Origin of the sequence: Streptococcus sanguinis SK355 (genome assembly GCF_000212855.1) — a bacterium.
Lineage (GTDB): Bacteria > Bacillota > Bacilli > Lactobacillales > Streptococcaceae > Streptococcus > Streptococcus sanguinis_A.
This window is the reverse complement of the sequence record NZ_GL890993.1, coordinates 214,999-230,099: the sequence shown is the minus strand read 5'-3', so window position 1 is coordinate 230,099 and position 15,101 is coordinate 214,999. Positions and strand designations below refer to the sequence as shown.

Sequence of the window (15,101 nt, the reverse complement as noted above, 5' to 3'; positions counted from 1 at the left end):
CTAGTTTATGAGTGATTTCTTACAATTTGATAATTTTAATTTTAAGTTGGCTATTATTCAGGAGTTGATGTATGAACAAAACGTGCTTGAGCCACGTTTTAATGTTTACAGTTTTTGTGAATCTGAGAAATTATCTGTAGATCCAGAAGACTTCGATGAAACACCAATTCCTGAAGTAGAGGCTTATTTCGAACGATTGGAAATACCTAAAGAGTATGCGCAGAATGTGGAAAGCCTCTTCTTTGATGGAGGTAATGATATCTATGCGCAATTAATCCCTTTATGGGATGGTGAAGATAATCAATTTGATTTGGAAAATGTGACTGAAAAGGAGCTATCGCAGTTTTCGAATTTAAAAACTATTGACGGAACAATCTTTCCATTTTCTAAAGAAGTACGTGATTTATTTGAATCCAAAGGAATTGAGATTGAAGAATAATTTCTAAATTTTCCTATGCTAAATTTTTTAAAAATTACTATGAAAATTTTAATATTTAGCAAATTTTTAAATCTTAACGGTGTACTACTTGTAAAAAAAGTTTTTTTACGCTAAAATTATATTTAGCTAGGAGTATATATGGAGTATCTTTTGTATCATGCAACAAATAAAGTGAATGCTGATAAAATAAAGGATGAGGGATTTTGTCCTAAGCCAGAAATTCGATTTCCATTGGTAAAAAGAGAAGGTGCAAATTCAAGAATGATTTCTAGGGTTAAAAAGAAGCCCGGAAGCTTAGGCTATGGTTCCTATTTTTTTTCTTCAAAAGTTCTTGCAGAATTATATAGAAAAGAAAAAATGTCGGCAGAGGGTTCTTGTATATTGACCGTTTCTTTGGTATTGGATGATAATCAGGAAAAGTACATTCTTGATTTAACTGATGAAGAAACACTTGACTATTTTTTAGAATATAAGGAGAGAATAGTTTCTCAGCCTAATTATAAAGATTTAGAAAAAGTTTTTCGTAATGATAATCAGTCTTCCTTAGAAGGGGCGCTTGTTGAACATTTTATTAAGGATGTTATCAATGCGCAAAGCACTTCGCAACATGCTATATTGGTTAAAGCAATGACTGTTTCGCAAATAAAAGGATCAAATCGTTCATATGTTGCAAATGGTTTTGAATATTGTATTAGAGACAATCAGGTATTAAAGACGGTCTCGTTGATGTAGTGGAGAGGTAAAGATGATAAAATTGAGTAAAATTATAGATAAAGAGACTTATAAAAGCTTCTTGGATGACTTAATAACGGAAGAGTACGTTGATGGCCTTATTAAGGAATACTCTGAGGAGCAGTATGAAGAAATTGAATGTTTTGAAGAAAATCTTACATTTAAAACATCCACTGGTCAAGATTATACTTTTGATAAATCATTTGTTGAGCTTAGGGGTTCTGTTCTAGAGTACGAAAATTCTATCCAAATTAATCATCGTAAATTAGAAGCGGAATTTGTTCAAGTTACTGAATTTGAGACACATTGTGAAATGAGAGATCATAATACTGGTTTGGCCGCATAGTAATAGAAAATGAAGGGATTAATAATGGAACGGGTACCTATCGAATTTGAAGGATATAGAATTAATAGTATTGATTATTCTATATATGAAGAAGGGTTAAGTGAAGACAAAGATAAGGGGAAGTTACAAGTTAAGTCTTTGTTGACAGAAGATAGAAAAAATGCACAATTAATTATAAAAACAACAGTAAATGATGAGAATAATAACAGAAAATTGATAATAGAATTGTCAGGATTTTTTACTGTTCATGATATAGAACGTGCCGAAGAGTTCTTGAGCGTAAATGGAGTAGCTATTCTTTTTCCTTATGTACGAAGCGTTGTATCTATAATCACATCATTGGATAATGAAAATGCGGTTGTTTTACCTACTATAAATTTCACGAAACCATCATCTGAGTAAAGTTTCCTTATAAATATATAAATTACAGATAGTAAGAAGGGCTCTATAATCTCTGTAGTGGGTAAAACCATTGTAGGAATTATAGAGCCGTTTTTTGATACGTATATTGGCTTGGTAATTCCCATATAAACAAGCACGATGTCTCCAGAAAACAGGTAAATTTTGTAGAAGAGTGTGTTTAAAACTTTAAATATATTGTTTGAGTTCTTTCCAGCTACCTTGCTCGGGATTAGCTCATCTCCGTTTTCGTGGTTCCTGACCTGCTAGTTAAATCATGCATGGTATTCTGCTCGATTTTGGGAAAGCATTCAATAGATGCTGAGTTAAGGCTATGAGCACCCAGACTTCAACTTAATTTTTGCTAGTGAGATTGGGGAATGATGTTGATATCTACTGAGATGGTTTTCATCAAGCACTTGGATAAAAAGCAGGAAGTTTAAATTTATGAAAATTTATTTTCAGAAAAGTATTGACATGTTTTCCAAAAAGGAGTAGAATGGCTCATATTTTTAAAGGAGGAACTTATGTTTTCCAAGTTAAAAGGCTTTTTTATTGGACGCCCATTAAAATCTGGGAAAGAGGGCGATGATGGTCATTTATTGACCAAGATGCAAGCCTTGGCTATGCTCTCCAGTGACGCTTTATCTTCTATTGCTTATGGACCAGAGCAGGTTGTTTTGGTCTTGACGTCTATTTCTATTGGTGCCATTTGGTGGTCGCTTCCCATAGGAATTGTCGTATTGATTCTATTAGCGAGTTTAACGATTTCTTACCGTCAGGTTATCCATGCTTACCCTCAAGGAGGAGGAGCTTATATGGTGACGACAGAAAATCTATCTCCAACGGCAGGTTTGATCGCTGGGGGAAGCTTGCTGGTAGATTACATGTTGACAGTAGCCGTTTCAGTCGCTTCTGGAGCGGACGCAATTACCTCTGCAATTCCCGTCTTACATCCTTACAATTTACATATTTCCATTTTCTTAGTTCTCTTGTTGATGCTAATGAATCTCCGAGGATTAAAAGAATCGGCCACTTCCTTGATGATTCCTGTCTATCTTTTTATTGTCAGCACCTTATTGTTGATTGGTTTTGGTTTTGTGCAAATCCTGACAGGAAATTTAGACTATCACGCAACCGCGCGGATTGGTAGTCCGATTGCTGGAGTAAGTTTGATCTTACTGCTTCGTGCTTTCACCAGCGGCTCTGCTTCCTTGACAGGAGTGGAAGCTATTTCCAATTCGGTTCCCTTTTTCAAGAAACCAAAAGCCCATAATGCTGCAACCACCCTATCGATTATGGCTTTAATCCTAGGCATCATGTTTGCGGGCATTACCTTCTTGAATTATTGGATTGGCATCGTGCCTGTCAAAGGTGTAACGATATTGGCTCAGATGGCACAAGCGATTTTGGGAAGCACTCCCCTTGGTCGCATCTTGTTCTATGTTTTCCAATTGTCAACAGCTTTGATCTTAGCAGTGGCAGCCAATACAGGCTTTTCAGCCTTTCCTATGCTCTCCTACAATATGGCTAAGAATAAATACATGCCACATATGTACATGGAAAAAGGAGATCGTCTCAGCTATTCTAATGGCATTTTCACTTTGGCTTTTGGTGCCATTGCTCTTTTGTTCATCTTTAAGGGAAATACAGAACGCTTGATTCCCCTGTACACGATTGGTGTGTTCGTACCCTTTGCTCTCTCCCAGACCGGTATGGTTGTCCATTGGAAGAAAAAATATGGAAATAATTTCTTGAAGCATTCGATTGCGAATATCCTTGGAGCGATTATTTGTTACGGGATTGTCCTTATCTTACTCTTGTTCCGCCTTCAAGATATTTGGCCTTTCTTCCCTATTATCATTGTCTTGACTTGGCTGTTTTTATCTATCAAGCAGCATTATAATAGAGTCGCTAAACAGTTGAGATTGCATGACCATATCGAGCGTCAGAACTACACTGGTAATACAGTAATTGTCCTGGTCGGGAATGTCACCCGAGTCAGTGTTGGTGCGATGAGCTATGCTCGTAGTATCGGAGATGAAGTCGTAGCAATGCATGTTTCAACAGCAGAAACTGCTGAAAAAGATGCTGAAGTCGCCAAGGAATTTGCTGAGTACTTCCCAGATATTCGCTTTGAGACAGTCACGACTAGCTACCGCAATATTATCAGTCCGACAGTTCAGTATGTGATTAAGGTGGCCAAGCGAGCCAAAAAAGAAGGCCGAACAGTGACGGTCCTAGTACCTCAATTTATACCTAAAAAGAGATGGCAAAATGTCCTGCATAACCAGATGAGCTTGAAATTGAAATACTATCTGAAATGGTATGAGGATGTTGTGGTTGCAAGCTATTCTTATCACTTAAAAGAATGAGCGATCGCTTTTGATTAATGAGAAAAAGAGTTGAAGATTTTTCAACTCCTTTTATTATTTATTGGAAATAGCGCAGAGCTAATTTGCTTGCACCTTTTGGTAATTTTCGTAAAATTCTACCTTAATTCTAATAAAGTTTTCCAAGTCTCGCAGGAGCTGCAGGAGCATGGCGCGGGTTTCAAATTCTTGGCGGGTCTTAGGGAGTGGTCGCTCGCGAAAAACGGCTAGATAGTTTTCAATCTCGTCCAAGAGGTCTCGGGCGGGATTTTCTTGGCTCAGTTGCTTAGCGGTCTGGGAGAAGAGGCGGGCTAAAATCAAGCTTTCACTGGCTGCTAGCTGGCAGTTGTTGATATTGCTGGCCATGTCTTGCAGGATACGATTTTGGGCCTGCCGCATTTCAAAATAGTGGATATGGTAGTTGGTCTGGTGAAAGAGGTGGTTGGAGTGGTCCAGATAGACCAGCTGCAAGGCCTGCTGCAAAATCTTGTCCAGCTCCTTGATCAGAGCTGCATCATTTCGGCCGTCTCCAGCTTTTAAGAAATACTCAAAGCGCAGGAGAATTTTTTTCAGCTGTTCTTCCACTTGCTCGTGGTAGCTGTCAATCTCTTGCTGACGCGAGGGCATATAGAGATTGGCTAGGAGTGCAAAGCTAGTTCCAATAAGAAATAGAGCTAGCTCATTTCCAAGCAGAGACCAGGAAGTAGATTTTTCTAAGAGCAGATGGGTGACCAGGACGGTGCTGGGTGTAATGCCTATTTCCCAGCCAAGGCGAAAGGCCAGAGGCACATAGAGTGCGATATAGATGGCCAATGCTCCGAGATGAAAACCTAGAAAGTGAAAGGCCAGGCTTCCGATAGCAAGAGCCAGCAGGGTAGATAAAAAGCGATTGCCTGCTAGCTTTGCAGTGCTGCGGCGGGTATCAGTCACGCTGAGGATGGCAATAATTCCGGCTGAAGTTGAGTAGGTCAGACCTAAAAAGTCAGCCAGCCAAGCAGCGAGACAGGTAGCTAATACTAGCTTGATGGTGCGTTGGAGGAGAGACATGAGTAAGAGTTTCCTTTTTTAGACTTCTTTCTATTATAGCATGACTAGCGGGGAATCTTAGGGCCTGCTGATTGCTTTTTATCAGAGCAGAATTCTGTCTCGCCCGAGTAAATCCTGCCGCCATTTTTTCGCCTTTGTGTTATACTAGTCCTATGGAAAAAACGATATTGTCTACGGTGTGCATGCGGTGACAGAGGCTCTCGCAGCTAACACTGGAAATAAACTCTACATTCAAGACGACCTGCGTGGTAAAAAGGTCGATAAAATCAAAGATTTAGCAGCGGAAAAAAAGGTCTCCATATCTTGGACACCTAAGAAGACCTTGCAGGAGATGACCGACGGGGCAGTTCACCAGGGATTTGTTCTGCGAGTGGCGGAGTTTGCCTATACTGACTTCGAGGTGCTTTTGAAAAAAGCAGAGCAGGAAGACAATCCGCTCTTATTGATTTTGGACGGACTGACTGATCCGCACAATCTGGGTTCTATCTTGAGGACGGCTGACGCGACCAATGTGACTGGAGTCATCATTCCCAAGCACAGGGCAGTCGGTGTGACACCAGTCGTAGCCAAGACCTCAACGGGTGCCATTGAGCATATTCCAATTGCGCGTGTGACCAATCTCAGCCAGACTCTAGATAAGCTCAAGGAAGCTGGTTTCTGGATTTTCGGGACGGATATGCAGGGGACGCCTTCTCATAAGTGGAATACAGCAGGCAAGCTGGCCCTCATTATCGGCAACGAAGGTAAGGGAATCTCCAGCAATATTAAAAAACAAGTGGACGAGATGATTTCCATTCCCATGAATGGCCATGTCCAGAGCCTCAATGCCAGTGTCGCAGCGGCTATTCTCATGTATGAAGTCTTTCGCAATCGCCTATGAAAAGAAAAATCTTACTGGTGGACGGCTACAATATGACAGCCTTTTGGCGGGAGACTCGTCCTTACTTTAACCGCGGAGAGTTAGATGCTGCACGAACGATTCTGCTCCAGAAACTCAGTAATTATGCCAGCTTTGAAGGACTGGAAGTTATCTGCGTCTTTGATGCCCAGTATATGCCGGGAGTTCGGCAGACCTATGAAGAGTTTAATGTAAAAGTCGTTTTCACCGAGGAGGAGGAAACGGCGGATGACTATATCGAGCGCTTGGCAGCTGAACTTAACACACCCAAAAATCAGGTGTCGGTTGCGACTAGCGATCTCAATGAGCAGTGGACTGTCTTTGCCCAAGGGGCTTTGAGAGTATCCGCTAGAGAGCTAGAGAAGCGAGTGGCTATTACCAAATCAGACCTCAATAAACTGAGCGGACAAATCAACCTGCAAAGACCGCCCTTGCGACCGATGGACAGCCAATCTTTGCGCGATTTACAAAAAATGATGGAGAAAAAAGATGACCTTTAAAATTTTAACCGATTCAACAGCAGACCTGCCAGAAAACTGGACTCAGGAAAATGATGTGCAGGTCCTAGGCCTTACCATTCAGCTAGATGGCCAAACTTATGAGACAGTTGGCGCAGGCAAGCTGACCAGCCAAGAACTTTTGGATAAGATGGAGTCCGGCAGCAAGCCGACTACTAGTCAGATCAATGTCGGCCAGTTTGAAGATGTTTTTCGAACCTATGCCAAGGAAGGGACGCCAGTTCTCTATGTAGCCTTTGCTTCGGCCCTATCAGGTACTTATCAGAGTGCTGTCATGGCGCGGGAGATAGTCTTGGAAGATTTTCCAGATGCACTGATTCACATCATTGATACCAAAGCAGCTTCTATGGGTGAAGGACTTTTAGTCATGAAGGCGGCAGAGGCTAGAGCGGCTGGCCAGACCTTGGAGCAGACAGCAGACTTGATTGAGAGCTTGGTGCCTAAGGTCAAGACATATTTTCTGGTTGATGACCTCAATCACCTCATGCGGGGCGGTCGGATTTCCAAAACTGCTGCGCTTATGGGGAGCTTGGTCAATATCAAGCCGATTATCGCTGTCAAGGGAGATGGGACTCTGGACTCGGTCGCTAAGGTTCGCGGCAAGAAAAAGGCGCAGGCAGAAGTAGTCCGTATGACTTTGGAGGGAGTTGCTGACCCGCGGGTGGTTATCGCCTATGCAGGAGCTGAAGAAGTGGCTGAGAGTCTAAAAGCCCAGCTGCTGGAAAGCGACCAAGTGGAGGAAGTTCTCCTCATGCCTTTGGGACCTGTCATTTCTACCCATACCGGTCCTGGAACTTTGGGACTCTTTAGTATCGCCCAAGACATTCAAGACTAAGAAAACATGAAATCGCTATTTCATAAATAATTGCTTCAAATCTATTGCTTTTGCCTACTATTTTTGATATGATAGTAGGCGGTATTGTTTACCCCATTTGTAAGGCCCCGGAACCTTTCAAATAACTCGCGGACCGGAACATCCGCCCTGTAAACAAAAACGATATTCATAGGAGAAATCATGAACAAAACAACATACATGGCTAAGCCAGGTGAAGTTGAACGCAAATGGTATGTAGTGGACGCTACTGATGTCCCTCTTGGACGCCTTTCTGCTGTTGTAGCAAGCGTACTTCGCGGAAAAAACAAACCAACCTTTACACCACACACTGATACAGGTGACTTCGTAATCGTTATCAACGCTGAAAAAGTAAAATTGACTGGTAAAAAAGCTACTGATAAGATCTACTACACTCACTCTATGTACCCAGGTGGATTGAAACAAATCTCAGCAGGTGAACTTCGCTCTAAGAACGCTGTTCGTTTGATCGAAAAATCAGTTAAAGGTATGCTTCCACACAATACTCTTGGCCGTGCTCAAGGTATGAAATTGAAAGTATTTGTAGGCGCTGAGCACACTCACGCTGCACAACAACCAGAAGTTCTTGATATTTCAGGACTTATCTAAGGAAAGGAACAAATAAGCTATGTCACAAGCACAATATGCAGGTACTGGACGTCGTAAAAACGCTGTTGCACGCGTTCGCCTTGTTCCAGGAACTGGTAAAATCACTGTAAACAAAAAAGATGTTGAAGAGTACATCCCACACGCTGACCTTCGTTTGGTTATCAACCAACCATTCGCAGTTACTTCAACTGTTGGTCAATACGACGTTTTCGTAAACGTTGATGGTGGTGGCTACGCTGGTCAATCAGGCGCTATCCGTCACGGTATCGCTCGTGCCCTTCTTCAAGTAGACCCAGACTTCCGCGATTCATTGAAACGCGCAGGCCTTCTTACTCGTGATGCCCGTATGGTAGAACGTAAGAAACCAGGTCTTAAGAAAGCTCGTAAAGCTTCACAATTCTCAAAACGTTAATTCGTTGCTGGGAAGCACAATACAAACGAAAATACTTTGCAACTTGCAAGGTATTTTTTGTATGAGAACTGGCGGTACACAATTAGGCTAGCTCTAACGACTTTAGTCGCAAAATACTTATTTTTCGGAAAGTTAGCTATTAATATTTATCAATGATAAAAATAGCATGTTTTAAGGGACTGACCCCAAAAAGTGAGAATTTAATAAAAAGACTTGACATAATTCGTTTACAATGGTAAACTTATTTTAAATATATTTGTTTACATCTGTAGACAACTAGGGGGAAGGAGAATGAGCACAATAGAATTTAATACTTATATCACAGATGCAGAATGGGAAGTCATGCGTGTAGTTTGGGCAAATGATCGAGTAACTAGTAAAAAAGTCATTTCCGTATTGCAAGAAAAAATGGACTGGACACAATCCACTATCAAAACGATCTTAGGTCGATTAGTTGGAAAAGGCGTACTAAATACAGAGCATGAAGGTAGAAAGTTTATTTACACTGCCAATATTGAAGAGACAGAAGCCGTAAGGGATTATGCAGAAGATATTTTTAACCGTATTTGCAATAAGAAAGTCGGAAATGTAATAGGAAGCATCATTGAAGATCATGTTTTAAGCTTCGATGATATAGATCGACTAGAAAAAATATTAGAGATGAAAAAATCTTTCGCAGTAGAAGAAGTGGATTGCAATTGTCCAGAAGGACAATGCGAATGTCATTTACATCATCATTAAGCATAAGGAGGAATTTAAAATGAATAATGACAACAAATATTCGTCCCATAATCACCATGATTATGACGACATGGATAAGTTAAAACACGAGCATGGAATCACAGATGAACATGGATACCATAAGGATCAACATCAAGTACATCATGCTGGGCATGATCACTGCGGGCACAGTGGGCATGACCACCATCATCACGGAAGCTTTAAGGAACTTTTCTTAAAGTCATTGCCACTAGGAATCATTATTATGCTCTTATCCCCTATACATGGATTTAAACTACCATTCCAGTTTACTTTTCCATATTATGATATTGTAGTAGCTATTTTATCTACTATATTAATTATTTATGGTGGACGTCCATTCTATCAAGGTGCAGTTGACGAATTTAAACAAAAAAAACCTGGAATGATGGCACTCGTTTCTTTAGGTTTAAGTGTTTCATATTTATACAGTATTTATGCTGTGATCATTACCTACGTAACGGGTGAACACGTGATGGACTTTTTCTTTGAATTTGCTTCATTACTATTAATCATGCTATTAGGTCACTGGATTGAGATGAAAGCTATTGGAGAAGCAGGAGACGCACAAGCAGAATTGGCTAAGTTAGTGCCGAAAGATGCTCACGTTGTATTAGAAGACGATTCAATTGAAACACGACCAGTTGCTGACTTAAAGGTAGGTGATTTAATTCGTGTTCAAGCCGGAGAAAATGTGCCAGCAGACGGGATTATCGAGCGTGGCGAATCACGTTTAAATGAAGCTCTTTTGACTGGAGAATCAAAAGCAGTTAAAAAAGGCCCTGGCGATGAAGTAATCGGGGGCTCAACAAATGGAGAAGGGGTACTTTATATTAAAGTGCTTGAGACAGGTGATCAATCCTTTATCTCTCAAGTACAGACTTTAATTAGCCAAGCTCAAAGTCAGCCTTCCAGGGCAGAAAGTATTGCGCAAAAGGTTGCAGGGTGGCTCTTCTATATTGCTGTTATTGTCGCGCTAATTGCTTTTGTAGTGTGGATGATTATTGGAGATATCCCAACGGCAGTTATATTTACTATTACTACATTAGTTATTGCTTGTCCGCACGCATTGGGTCTGGCTATTCCATTGGTAACCGCCCGTAGCACAAGCTTAGGAGCTAGCCGTGGCTTACTAGTAAAAGACCGCCAAGCCTTAGAAATAGCTCAAGATGCAGATGTGATGATTTTAGATAAAACGGGTACTTTAACAACTGGTGAATTTAAAGTATTAGATGTAAAACTTCTTAATGACAAATATACAAAAGAGGAAATCATTGCCTTATTGGCAGGTATTGAAGGAGGATCTAGCCACCCAATTGCTCAATCAATTATAAGTTTCGCCGAGCAGCAAAATATACGTCCAGCATCTTTTGATTCGATTGATGTGATTTCCGGTGCTGGAGTAGAGGGTAAAGCAGGTGGGCACCGTTACCAATTAATCAGTCAAAAAGCCTATGGACGTAATCTTGATATGGATATTCCAAAAGGAGCAACTCTTAGTGTCTTAGTAGAAAACGATGATGCCATTGGTGCTGTAGCTTTAGGGGACGAATTAAAACCAACGAGTAAAGAGTTAATTAAAGCTCTTAAAAAGAACAATATTCAACCAATTATGGCAACAGGTGATAATGAAAAAGCGGCTCAAGGCGCGGCAGTAGATTTAGGGATTGAATATAGATCAAATCAATCTCCACAAGACAAATATGAGTTAGTTAAAACACTTAAAGATGAAGGAAAGAAAGTTATCATGGTAGGTGATGGTGTAAATGATGCTCCTTCTCTTGCCTTAGCAGATGTTGGTATAGCTATAGGTGCTGGAACTCAAGTTGCATTGGATTCAGCTGATGTCATATTGACTCAATCCGATCCAGGAGATATTGAATCATTCATTGAATTAGCACACAAAACAACTCGTAAAATGAAACAAAACCTATTTTGGGGAGCTGGTTATAACTTTATAGCTATCCCTCTAGCTGCAGGAATTTTGGCTCCTATTGGTATCACATTAAGCCCTGCATTAGGAGCAATCCTAATGTCTGTGTCAACAGTCATCGTCGCCATTAATGCTATGTTATTAAGTTTAGATCCAAAAAATAACGGTTAACAGATCGAATGATTGAAACTCCATAAAGTATCAAGATACAATAGTTTTACAGGAGAAAAAGAGATGTAAGTACTGGTTCTTTGTAAAATCGTGTTGGTAGAAGTAGAGGATTTTTCTACCAACACGATTTTTAATTTATTATAGAACTGATTTCTTTTAAAATCCTAAAAGCCACCTATTTCGACAGTTTTATAGCTTGTTATTCTATTTTCTTGACAATAATACCACCGTCTCCACACGTTTTTAAACCATAAAAAGCCACCTCCATGAGCATTTGATTATATTGTACCAAATCCAACTTGGAGGTGTTTTTATTTAATTCTCATTTACGGGGGTCAGTGCCAATTAAAATTGCGTATTTTTTATTTAAAATGTATTAGAATTAAATTCATATAAAATATGCACGAAAAATAAATCAAAATTAAAAAGTACAAATTAATGAAGTGATTATTGATAAAAATAGTTAATAATTGGTTAAACAAAATATATAACTCGTTTATAAATTTATAGAAATGAACCATTATAAATCTCCTCTTAAATATTGAAAAAACCATTCGCAGTGGACATACTTTAAGACTATATATTTCTGAAACTAGTTTCACAATACAAATATTGACATGCAATTATTAATTGGTGGATTTTAAGTTGACATCTACAAAGGTTAATGTTAGAATACATTCAAAAATATATTTGAATGAGGTGTTTTATGATTCAAAATATTGTTACTTCAATAATCCTGTATTCTGGGACAGCCGTAGACTTACTTATTATCCTAATGTTATTTTTTGCCAAAAGAAAAAGCAGAAAGGACATCATTAACATCTATTTAGGACAATTTCTAGGCTCTGTTAGTCTAATATTCCTAAGTTTGCTTTTTGCATTTGTCTTAAATTATATTCCTAGTAAAGAGATTTTAGGTTTACTCGGTTTGATTCCAATTTTCCTAGGCGTCAAAGTTTTGCTTTTAGGAGATTCTGATGGAGAAGCTATTGCAAAAGATGGTTTGCGAAAAGACAATAAAAACCTGATTTTTCTAGTCGCTATGATTACTTTTGCAAGTTGTGGCGCTGACAATATTGGTGTCTTTGTCCCATATTTTACCACCTTAAATTTAGCGAATATGATAGTGACTTTACTTACTTTTCTAGTCATGATTTATCTCTTGGTTTTTTCTGCCCAAAAATTAGCACAAGTCCCTTCTGTTGGAGAAACTTTGGAAAAATATAGCAGATGGTTTATTGCCGTTGTCTATTTAGGATTGGGGATGTATATCCTGATTGAAAACAACAGCTTTGACATGCTATGGGCTGTGTTAGGCTAGGAGAAAAAATTATGAAAAAAGATAGTATCTGTCAAGTGGATGTTATAAATCAACAAAATGTTACAACCGCAACGAACTACCTTGAAAAGGAAAAAGTCCAAAAATCACTTCGCATTTTATCAAAATTTACCGATAATAAACAGATAAATATCATCTTTTATCTCCTTGCCGTCGAAGAACTCTGTGTCTGCGATATAGCCTGTTTATTAAATCTCAGTATGGCATCTGCCTCCCACCATCTTCGTAAACTAGCCAATCAAAACATCTTGGACACTAGAAGAGAGGGGAAAATTATATATTATTTTATAAAAGATGAGGAAATCAGAGATTTTTTTAATCAACTAGGATAACAACTATTTTTACTACTTTTCCATGATTATAGGGAGATTATATATGAAATTTTTTGATGAAAATTACTCACAAGAAATACCTGCTCGTATCAAATGTTTAAGAAAAAAGTATAATTTAAAGCAAAGCGACCTAGGTAATGCAGGTCAAGTTAGCCAAGTTGAAAAGGGAGGAATTTGAAAGAATTTGTATCTTTTATTTTTTGTTTCATTTATGCCCTATGCTACTGGAATAGTTAGTAGTCATTTCATGAATCACACGGCACAGCTCTTTTATGGACTGATCGTTATTGTTTCAACGGTAGCAAACTGGTTTTTACATAAAGTAATTGATAAACCCAATATAGATCAGAAAGAATTACTTGAAGCTACCGCACAATATAGAAAGTTATTGATACCTGACCTAATAATTAAAGGAGTGGGATTGATTCTATCTTTAATTGTCTATCCTCCGATTATGATGTATAGTGTTTTAATTGCGGCATTTTACATCATAACTTTAAAAACACTATCCGAAAAAAGAGTGAATAACTAAAAAACGGTGACCAAAGTTAGGTGTATTATTTTAATGCTTAGAGACCTAAACTATTCCCCTATTTTAAAAATATTGATTCAGATTTTATGAAATTAAAAAGTAGATATTGTTCAGAAAATCCTTGATATTACGCTGTTTTTAGTCCAACTGAAATCCATACTTTCCAAACCAGGTCTTAAGAAAGCTCGTAAAGCGTCACAATTTAGTAAACGTTAAAACTTATTTACATTTATTGAAAGCATTTCGTATCAAAAATACGGGATGCTTTTTCTGTTTCCCCCAAATATTTGAATCTTGGATTTCCGTAAATATCTTGGACACATTTTGGGAGAGATTAGACCGAATCTAATAATTAGTTTATCCAATGAACAACATACAAGATAATACATATTTATGTTATAATAACTTAAAAAATAAATGATAAGGAAAGTGGAAATGTAATGAAATCTAATGCAATTCGACCCAGAGATACCCGTTTTATTTCTGCTTTATTAGGATTTACTGGCGGGGCAATTGATGTCTTCTGCCATTTACAATATAAAACTCTAGTTGCAACTCAGACCGGAAATATTGTTCTCTTAATATCTGATTTTAGAGATTCTCATTTATCCTCTAGCGTTCTACGGATCCTGTCTATTTTATTTTTTTCTATAGGTTTCTTAGTTGCCAACTCTCTAAAAAATCGTATTTACTCAAGCTATTGGGAAATCCACAATCTTCTTCCACTATTTTATGTAACTTGTCTCATCCCCTTCCTCCCACCTATTCCTTTGTTAATTGTCCCTCTCTTATCTTTTTGTACAGGGCTTTTAATGTTTACTTTCTCTGATACAAAAATTGAAAATTACCCCTATACCATTATGATGACTTCTGGAAACTATCGTAAGATGTTAACTTCGTGGTATCAGTTCATTAAAGGAGAATCTCATTTTTTCAGACAAGCTATTAACTACACGATTATAGTAACAAGCTTTATTATCGGTGCAATCCTGTCAGCCCTATTAGAAAAATACATACAGGCAATGGCCATTTGGCTAGTTAGTCTAGTTTTAGGAATCATTATTCTTTCACTTTATAAGTCGGAAAAAGAAAAGCGCTTTTAAAATATGAACAAGGGGAAGCGGTATTTGCAGAAGAAAAGAAGAAGTAACACTGGTGAAAAATAATTACAATTGGAAACAGTATAAATTATTTGAAAAGATGAATTTCTAAGTTCTCATTTCTAATTACTGTATTTTGTAGACAAGACTCTCTATATTAAAAAGAACTTTAGCTATTGGGGATGCGAGCTAAAGTTCTTTTTGTTTGTATGATTTAATAAAATTAAATAAATCTTGTACTTCTGATGACGGTGTAGCTGATTTAAGGTAAGCGTAATAAACTGTAAATGTGATCTGGTCCTCCGGTATT

Annotated in this window: 18 protein-coding genes; 17 read left to right on the top strand and 1 reads right to left on the bottom strand. The window is 38.3% G+C overall.

Annotated elements, in window-relative coordinates; all coding sequences use genetic code 11:
* Nucleotides 1-7 precede the first annotated feature (7 nt).
* From HMPREF9389_RS10135 to HMPREF9389_RS10155, 5 genes are all read left to right on the top strand, one after another.
* On the top strand, nucleotides 8-439 hold the full coding sequence (locus tag HMPREF9389_RS10135) for a DUF6892 domain-containing protein (protein ID WP_002927875.1): 432 nt from the start codon (nucleotides 8-10) through the stop codon (nucleotides 437-439).
* A gap of 138 nt (nucleotides 440-577) precedes the next feature.
* Nucleotides 578-1,171 carry a hypothetical protein gene (locus tag HMPREF9389_RS10140; RefSeq protein WP_002927872.1) on the top strand — a complete coding sequence of 198 codons (594 nt, stop codon included), beginning with the start codon at nucleotides 578-580 and terminating at the stop codon, nucleotides 1,169-1,171.
* Between the two features lie 13 nt (nucleotides 1,172-1,184).
* Nucleotides 1,185-1,517, top strand: a complete 333-nt coding sequence (locus HMPREF9389_RS10145) for a hypothetical protein (RefSeq protein ID WP_002927870.1) — start codon at nucleotides 1,185-1,187, stop codon at nucleotides 1,515-1,517.
* A 9-nt stretch (nucleotides 1,518-1,526) separates the two neighbouring features.
* Entirely contained in the window at nucleotides 1,527-1,919 is a 393-nt protein-coding gene (locus tag HMPREF9389_RS10150; RefSeq protein ID WP_002927867.1) for a protein-export chaperone SecB, read from the top strand.
* Between the two features lie 524 nt (nucleotides 1,920-2,443).
* Entirely contained in the window at nucleotides 2,444-4,291 is a 1,848-nt protein-coding gene (locus tag HMPREF9389_RS10155; RefSeq protein ID WP_002927864.1) for an APC family permease, read from the top strand.
* A 78-nt stretch (nucleotides 4,292-4,369) separates the two neighbouring features.
* On the opposite strand, the gene HMPREF9389_RS10160 is transcribed toward HMPREF9389_RS10155, so the two are convergent.
* Nucleotides 4,370-5,335: an aromatic acid exporter family protein gene (locus HMPREF9389_RS10160; RefSeq protein ID WP_002927861.1), complete on the bottom strand. Its 966-nt coding sequence runs from the start codon at nucleotides 5,333-5,335 to the stop codon at nucleotides 4,370-4,372.
* A 166-nt stretch (nucleotides 5,336-5,501) separates the two neighbouring features.
* Here HMPREF9389_RS10160 and rlmB point away from each other — a divergent pair, with 166 nt between their 5' ends.
* From rlmB to HMPREF9389_RS10215, 12 genes are all read left to right on the top strand, one after another.
* On the top strand, nucleotides 5,502-6,215 hold the full coding sequence (gene rlmB / locus HMPREF9389_RS10165) for a 23S rRNA (guanosine(2251)-2'-O)-methyltransferase RlmB (RefSeq protein ID WP_032906152.1): 714 nt from the start codon (nucleotides 5,502-5,504) through the stop codon (nucleotides 6,213-6,215).
* Nucleotides 6,212-6,733, top strand: coding sequence for an NYN domain-containing protein (locus HMPREF9389_RS10170; protein WP_002927852.1), 522 nt, complete (start codon nucleotides 6,212-6,214; stop codon nucleotides 6,731-6,733). The genes rlmB and HMPREF9389_RS10170 overlap by 4 nt, the downstream gene beginning before the upstream one ends.
* Nucleotides 6,723-7,586, top strand: coding sequence for a DegV family protein (locus tag HMPREF9389_RS10175; RefSeq protein WP_002927850.1), 864 nt, complete (start codon nucleotides 6,723-6,725; stop codon nucleotides 7,584-7,586). Before HMPREF9389_RS10170 ends, HMPREF9389_RS10175 begins: the two co-directional genes overlap by 11 nt.
* A gap of 180 nt (nucleotides 7,587-7,766) precedes the next feature.
* Nucleotides 7,767-8,213, top strand: coding sequence for a 50S ribosomal protein L13 (rplM, locus tag HMPREF9389_RS10180; protein ID WP_002893769.1), 447 nt, complete (start codon nucleotides 7,767-7,769; stop codon nucleotides 8,211-8,213).
* 19 nt (nucleotides 8,214-8,232) lie between these two features.
* A complete protein-coding gene (rpsI, locus tag HMPREF9389_RS10185; protein ID WP_002902303.1) occupies nucleotides 8,233-8,625 on the top strand; it encodes a 30S ribosomal protein S9 in 393 nt (130 codons plus the stop codon).
* A gap of 291 nt (nucleotides 8,626-8,916) precedes the next feature.
* Complete coding sequence (locus tag HMPREF9389_RS10190) at nucleotides 8,917-9,366, top strand: CopY/TcrY family copper transport repressor (protein WP_002908710.1); 450 nt, start codon at nucleotides 8,917-8,919, stop codon at nucleotides 9,364-9,366.
* Nucleotides 9,367-9,385: 19 nt separating this feature from the next.
* Complete coding sequence (locus HMPREF9389_RS10195; RefSeq protein ID WP_002927837.1) at nucleotides 9,386-11,488, top strand: heavy metal translocating P-type ATPase; 2,103 nt, start codon at nucleotides 9,386-9,388, stop codon at nucleotides 11,486-11,488.
* 706 nt (nucleotides 11,489-12,194) lie between these two features.
* A complete protein-coding gene (locus HMPREF9389_RS10200; protein ID WP_002927835.1) occupies nucleotides 12,195-12,809 on the top strand; it encodes a CadD family cadmium resistance transporter in 615 nt (204 codons plus the stop codon).
* A gap of 11 nt (nucleotides 12,810-12,820) precedes the next feature.
* Complete coding sequence (gene cadX / locus HMPREF9389_RS10205) at nucleotides 12,821-13,159, top strand: Cd(II)/Zn(II)-sensing metalloregulatory transcriptional regulator CadX (RefSeq protein ID WP_000711078.1); 339 nt, start codon at nucleotides 12,821-12,823, stop codon at nucleotides 13,157-13,159.
* Nucleotides 13,160-13,202: 43 nt separating this feature from the next.
* Entirely contained in the window at nucleotides 13,203-13,337 is a 135-nt protein-coding gene (locus HMPREF9389_RS12295; protein WP_268869284.1) for a hypothetical protein, read from the top strand.
* Nucleotides 13,338-13,406: 69 nt separating this feature from the next.
* On the top strand, nucleotides 13,407-13,691 hold the full coding sequence (locus tag HMPREF9389_RS10210) for a hypothetical protein (protein ID WP_225915803.1): 285 nt from the start codon (nucleotides 13,407-13,409) through the stop codon (nucleotides 13,689-13,691).
* 440 nt (nucleotides 13,692-14,131) lie between these two features.
* On the top strand, nucleotides 14,132-14,794 hold the full coding sequence (locus tag HMPREF9389_RS10215; protein ID WP_002927828.1) for a YoaK family protein: 663 nt from the start codon (nucleotides 14,132-14,134) through the stop codon (nucleotides 14,792-14,794).
* Nucleotides 14,795-15,101 lie beyond the last annotated feature (307 nt).